This window comes from Desulfobacterales bacterium, from assembly GCA_029211065.1.
In the GTDB taxonomy this organism is placed as follows: Bacteria; Desulfobacterota; Desulfobacteria; order Desulfobacterales; family JARGFK01; genus JARGFK01.
Genome location: JARGFK010000166.1, coordinates 1 through 6,099 on the forward strand (window position 1 = coordinate 1; position 6,099 = coordinate 6,099).

3 protein-coding genes are annotated in these 6,099 nt (G+C 55.8%); all 3 read left to right on the forward strand.

Going from position 1 to position 6,099, the window contains the following annotated elements; translation table 11 throughout:
• Positions 1-345 precede the first annotated feature (345 nt).
• The gene (locus P1P89_21575; GenBank protein MDF1594108.1) at positions 346-1,983 is read left to right on the forward strand and encodes a DEAD/DEAH box helicase; all 1,638 of its coding nucleotides are present in this window, start codon (positions 346-348) and stop codon (positions 1,981-1,983) included.
• Between the two features lie 196 nt (positions 1,984-2,179).
• Positions 2,180-3,766, forward strand: a complete 1,587-nt coding sequence (locus tag P1P89_21580) for a peptide chain release factor 3 (GenBank protein ID MDF1594109.1) — start codon at positions 2,180-2,182, stop codon at positions 3,764-3,766.
• A gap of 5 nt (positions 3,767-3,771) precedes the next feature.
• The gene (locus tag P1P89_21585) at positions 3,772-5,673 is read left to right on the forward strand and encodes an ATP-binding cassette domain-containing protein (protein MDF1594110.1); all 1,902 of its coding nucleotides are present in this window, start codon (positions 3,772-3,774) and stop codon (positions 5,671-5,673) included.
• The last annotated feature ends 426 nt before the right edge of the window (positions 5,674-6,099 follow it).

The window sequence follows — 6,099 nt, forward strand, 5'->3', positions numbered from 1 at the left end:
AAAAACTGGCTTTCGGGCGTGTTTGGTAGCGATTGGAAGAAAATGGATCGGGCCGGAGTGAAATTTTTGTTAAAAAAATCTCCGCCAATCCAAAATACGCCCGCGCTTAATATTAGGCGGTGGATTTAGGAATCAAATCAATGCTTGCAATTTAGAAAAAAGGCTATATATTACCTTGATTATTAAAACAGGTTGACCCGACCGGCAAATACAGGTCGGGTCTTTTTATGGCGACAGATAGGCTCAGGTTTGCGGGACGAGTCGGCTGTTGGCCGGCAATAGATGCATTCCCTGAAAAGGGGTGCAGGCCATTGGACTTGTCAAACTACAAACAGGAGCACTATCATGACCAACGAATTTGGTTCTATCGGTCTGCGCCCGGAATTGGTGCAGACCCTGATCGAGAAGGGCTACACCGCCCCCACCCCCATCCAGTCCGAACTTATTCCGGCCCTGCTGGCCGGGCGCGATGTCATCGGCCAATCCCAAACCGGTTCCGGCAAAACAGCGGCCTTTGGCCTGCCTATTTTACAGACCCTTCAAGCGGGTAAGCGCCATGTGCAGGGTCTGATCATGGCCCCCACGCGCGAACTGGCCGTTCAAGTGGCCGAGGCCATGGCCCAATACGGCCGCGGGGTCGGGGTCAGGGTACTGGCCGTCTATGGCGGCCAGCCGTACATTACCCAGATCAGCCGCCTTAAAAAAGGGGTCGATGTGGTGGTGGGCACCCCCGGCCGCCTGCTGGACCTGATTCAGCGCAAATCGTTGGATCTGCAGCACGTTTCCACCGTGGTGCTGGATGAAGCCGACGAGATGCTCAGCATGGGTTTTATCGCGGATATCGAGGCTATTTTGGAAGCGACGCCCGACGCGCGCCAGACCGCACTTTTTTCCGCCACCATGCCCAAACCGATTCTGCACCTGGCCAAGCGCTACCTGCGCAACCCCCACTCCTTTACCATGGGACATCAAAAACTGACCGTGGCCACTGTGGAGCAGCGCTACTATCTCATCAATGAATCGGATCGATTGGCCGCCCTCACCCGTCTCTTCGAGGCTGAACCCATTGTCAGCGCCCTGGTATTCGCCCGCACCCGGTTATCCACCGCTGAATTGGCCACTGAATTGGCAAACCGGGGTTTCCAGGCCGAAGTGCTCAACGGCGACCTGGGCCAGGAGGCCCGGGAACGCGTCCTGCAGCGATTCCGCAACAACCAGATCAAAGTGCTGGTGGCCACCGATGTGGCCGCCCGGGGTCTGGATATCGACCATGTCAGCCATGTCTTTAATTATGACATGCCCCAGGATCACGAATTGTATGTGCATCGCATCGGACGCACGGGCAGGGCCGGCAAATCGGGCATCGCCATCTCCCTTCTTACGCCCAAAGAGCGCTGGTTCCTGCGTAAAATTGAAACCTACACCAAACAAAAAATGACCCTTGCGACCCTGCCCACTGAAGCGGACATTCAACTTCAAAGAGACAATCGACTCGTCGAACAGATGATGGTCTGGCTGCGGCGCGGCCGATGCCAGCGCGAACGGGACATGGTGGCCAAGTTGACCGAACAGGGCCACGATGTGATCGAGGTAGCGGCCGCAGCCCTGAAACTGGTGCGCGCCGAAGAACAGCAGCGCCCGATTGCACCCATCGCCGAATTGCGCGAAGATCGCCCCAGGCAGGTTAAACCGGCAGCTAAACGCCGGAATCAGAGCAATGAGAAAGCGGCCGGACGCACGTCCCATGAAATGGGAATGGTGCGCCTGGCCCTTAGGACCGGAAAGGCAGACGGTCTTAATGTCGGCCACATCGTGGGCAGTCTCTCTCATCATGCCGATATTCCCGGCCGCTGTATCGGCAAAGTCAGCATTCAACATCATACGACTTTCGTAGATGTCCCGGAAGATGTTGTCGGCCTTTTGCTGGCAAAGAAAGCTTCCTACCGCATCGGCCGGCGGCAGATCGATATCCAGCGCGCATAGGCATGTCGTGCCTCAGGGATGCTCCGCTTGCTGCCGAAACGTTCGCGCCGACGCCGCGGCAATTGACAAAAGCTTTCAAAGGAATTATCATTGCTGCAATCGTTTCAGTCGCTGTGGGACCAAGCCCCTGTGGCCTGTAAAGGCAGCCGGGGATTTTTTTAGGGGAGGATCCGGTTTTCTATACCGGGGTTAATTAATGGACGCACATACACAAAAAGAAATCAACCGGAGGCGGACCTTCGGCATCATCAGCCATCCGGATGCCGGCAAGACCACGTTGACGGAAAAGCTGCTCCTTTTCGGCGGCGCCATCCAGCAGGCCGGGGCGGTCAAGGCCAAGCATGCCGCCCGCCATGCAACCAGCGACTGGATGTCCATTGAAAAGGAAAGAGGCATTTCAGTGACGACTTCGGTGATGAAATTCAATTATCGGAATTTTGAAGTTAATCTTCTCGACACCCCGGGCCACCAGGATTTCTCCGAAGACACTTACCGGGTGCTGACCGCCGTGGACAGCGCCCTGATGGTGGTCGACAATGCCAAGGGGGTTGAAACCCAGACCGAGAAGCTCATGGAAGTCTGCCGGATGCGCAACACCCCCATCATTACCTTCATCAATAAGCTCGACCGTGAGGGCATGGCCCCCATGGATATCCTGGATGACATCGAAAATAAGCTCCAGATCGAATGCACGCCGCTTTCCTGGCCCATCGGGATGGGCAAACGCTTTAAAGGGGTCTACAACCTCTTTCACAAACAGCTGCACCTGTTCACTCCCGGCCGCGACATCCGCGGGCAGGACGGCGTCGTGATTACGGATTTGTCGGATCCGGTCCTGGACAGCCTGCTGGGCACACAGGCGCAAGAGCTGCGGGAAGACATTGAACTGATCAAGGGTGCGGCAAACCCCTTTGAGCTTTCGCACTTTTTAAAGGGAAGCCAGACGCCGGTTTTTTTCGGCAGCGCCATCAACAATTTCGGTGTCCAGGAGATGCTGGATGCATTCGTAGAAATGGCGCCCCCTCCGGGTCCGCGTGCGACCGTCTCCCGTGAAGTGTCGCCGTACGAAAATGCCTTTTCGGGTTTTGCTTTTAAAATCCAGGCCAATATGAACCCGGCCCATCGTGACCGGATCGCGTTTGTCAGGATCTGCTCGGGCAAGTTCACCCGGGGGATGAAAGTGGTTCACCACCGCATCGGAAAAGAAGTCGCCCTGGCCAATGCGACGATATTCATGGCCCAGGACAGGTCCAATGTGACCGAGGCTTTTCCCGGGGACATTATCGGCATCCACAACCACGGCACCATCAAGATCGGCGACACCTTCAGCGAGAAGGAACTTTTGAAATTCACCGGCATACCGAACTTCGCGCCGGAGCATTTCAGGCGGGTTCGCCTGAAAAACCCCCTCAAGGCCAAGCACCTCCAGAAGGGCCTGACCCAGCTTGCGGAAGAAGGCGCGGTCCAGGTTTTCAAGCCGATTACGGGAAGCGACTATATCCTGGGGGCGGTGGGCGTCCTCCAATTCGACGTTACCATGGCCCGGCTCAAGGCCGAATATGGCGTGGATGCGATCTATGAACCGGTGGACTTTGCGGTGGCGCGCTGGATCGAGTGTAGTGACCGCAAAAAACTGGCCGAATTTGAGAAAAAGAATATGCACAACCTGGCCAGGGATTCCCAGGGCTGCCTGTCCTATCTCACAACCAGTGAATTCCGGCTCAAATACTGCATGGAAGAATGGCCGGAGGTGGCGTTCTACAAAACACGGGATATTATCTGAGAATAATGCTGATCGGAATGCGGGATGTGTGCTGGGGATTCGGTGAGTCCCCACTGCTGGAAAACGTAACCTTCGGGATCGAAGCGGGCGAACGCGTGTCTCTGGTGGGCCGCAACGGTGTGGGCAAGTCTACCCTGCTGAAACTTCTGGGCGGCGAAATCCTTCCTGACAGCGGTGAGATCTGGCGCCGGCCGGCCCTAAGCGTGGCTGCGCTGGAACAGGATGTTTCCGCAAGATTCGACGGCACGGTCTTTGATGTGGTGGCCGAAGCTTTCGGTGAAACGGGCCGGGCCCTGGCCGAGCACAGTCGGGTCTGTAAACTCAAGGAAACCCGGATCAACCCCCAACTGCTGAAAAGGCGCGATGAACTGCAGCAGATACTGGACGCCGACGCCGGCTGGGAACAATTGCCCCGCATCGAAAACATTCTTTCACAAACCCGGCTGGATCCCGCAAGCCGGTTCACCGACCTTTCAGCCGGGCTGAAACGGCGCACGCTGTTTGCCCGCGCCCTGGCCTCCAAACCGGACCTTCTCCTGCTGGACGAACCCACCAACCATCTGGACATCGACACGATCATCTGGATGGAAGAATTTATCCTGCGGCACGTCAAAACCCTGCTGTTCATCACCCATGACCGTGCCTTTCTCAAAAAGATCGCCGGCCGGATATTGGAACTGGATCGGGGCCGCCTGCTTTCATATAGCTGCAATTACGCCACCTATTTAGAGCGCAGACAGGCCGCCCTGGAGAACGAAGAAACGCAAAACGCGGTGTTCGACAAAAAACTGTCCCAGGAGGAAGCCTGGATCCGAAAAGGGGTAAAAGCCCGCCGGACGCGGAACGAAGGGCGCGTCCGGAGCCTGCAGAAAATGCGGGCAGCCTTTCGGGCCCGGCGCAGCAAAATCGGCGACGTCAAGCTCCAGGTCCAGGAGGCTGAACGGTCCGGCAAGCTTGTCATCGAGGCCAAGTCAGTGAGCTTTTCCTACGGTAAATCCCCGATTGTGCGGGATTTTTCCACGGTCATCATGCGCGGGGACAAGGTGGGCATCATCGGCCCCAACGGTGTGGGCAAAACCACCCTGCTGAAAATCCTGTTAAAAGAAGCAGACCCGGAAACCGGCAGTGTCCGTCACGGCACCAATCTTCAGGTCGTTTATTTCGACCAGCTCCGGGCCCAGCTCGACAGCCAAAAGACCGTGCGGGAAAATATCTCCGCCGGCAACGACTTTATTGTCTTTAATGGCCAAAAGCGCCACGTCATCAGCTACTTTCAAGATTTTCTCTTCTCGCCCGAAAGATGCCGCACGCCGGTCCGCGTCCTTTCCGGTGGAGAAAAGAACCGCCTGATGCTGGCCGGCCTGTTCACGAAACCGGCCAACGTTCTGGTGCTGGACGAGCCCACCAATGATCTGGATGCCGAAACCCTGGAGCTTTTGGAGGAGCTGATTTTCGATTACCCGGGGACCCTTCTGCTGGTGAGCCACGACCGGGCCTTCTTAAACAATGTGGTCACCAGCACCATCGTCTTTGAAGGCAACGGGCAGGTGGTGGAATACATCGGCGGCTACGATGATTGGCTCAGCCAGCAGCCGCAACCCGCAGCAGATCGGCTGCCGGAAAAAAACGGCGCCAAAAAAATTCGATTAAAACCAAAGGCGGACCCCCCGCAAAAGCTGGGGTATATGCAGCAGCGGGAAATGCAGGATCTGCCCCAAAAGATCGAAGCCATCGAATCAGCGCAAAAAGCGCTGTTTACAGCTCTCTCCAACCCCTTGTTGTACAAAAAAGAAAAAGGCGAAATCAGCCGGATAAAATCGGATCTTGAACGCGTCGAACGGGAAATCGAAACCGCCTACCATCGATGGGAAGAACTTGAAGCGATGGCACCGCAAGAGGGTGCATAAATAACCCCTTCCCCACCAGTTTTCCTCGCACATTCTCCAACTGATACCCTATGTCAGGTCCAAACAATTATTGTACCTATCAATACGATAATTTGTCTTAATACATACAAGGATTTGTATTATAGAGTGAGTCTCGCACCCGCAGAGCCCCGCTGTGCGGGACAGGCGCGCGGCATCAGGAAGCCCCCTTGAAGGGATCAGTGCAAATAACGCTTGGGCTCAAAATGCTTGAAAATCTGAACCCAATTCTCCCCCTTTGAAAAAGGGGGCTGGGGGGATTTAAAACACGGAGCGTTCGAATATCGATAACCGTACACCCTCTGTAAAAATCCCCTCGATCCCCCTTTGCAAAGCTGAGCTTTACCCACACTTGACACAGGGGGGTTAGGGTCCGTTTTTCATTGGAGGAGGATGTTGTTGAGTCAG

Excerpts from the sequence above, each read along its gene's own strand:
- P1P89_21575 (MDF1594108.1), top strand. The coding sequence starts at position 346 with ATGACCAACGAATTTGGTTCTATCGGTCTGCGCCCGGAATTGGTGCAG.
- P1P89_21580 (MDF1594109.1), top strand. The coding sequence starts at position 2,180 with ATGGACGCACATACACAAAAAGAAATCAACCGGAGGCGGACCTTCGGC.
- P1P89_21585 (MDF1594110.1), top strand. The coding sequence starts at position 3,772 with ATGCTGATCGGAATGCGGGATGTGTGCTGGGGATTCGGTGAGTCCCCA.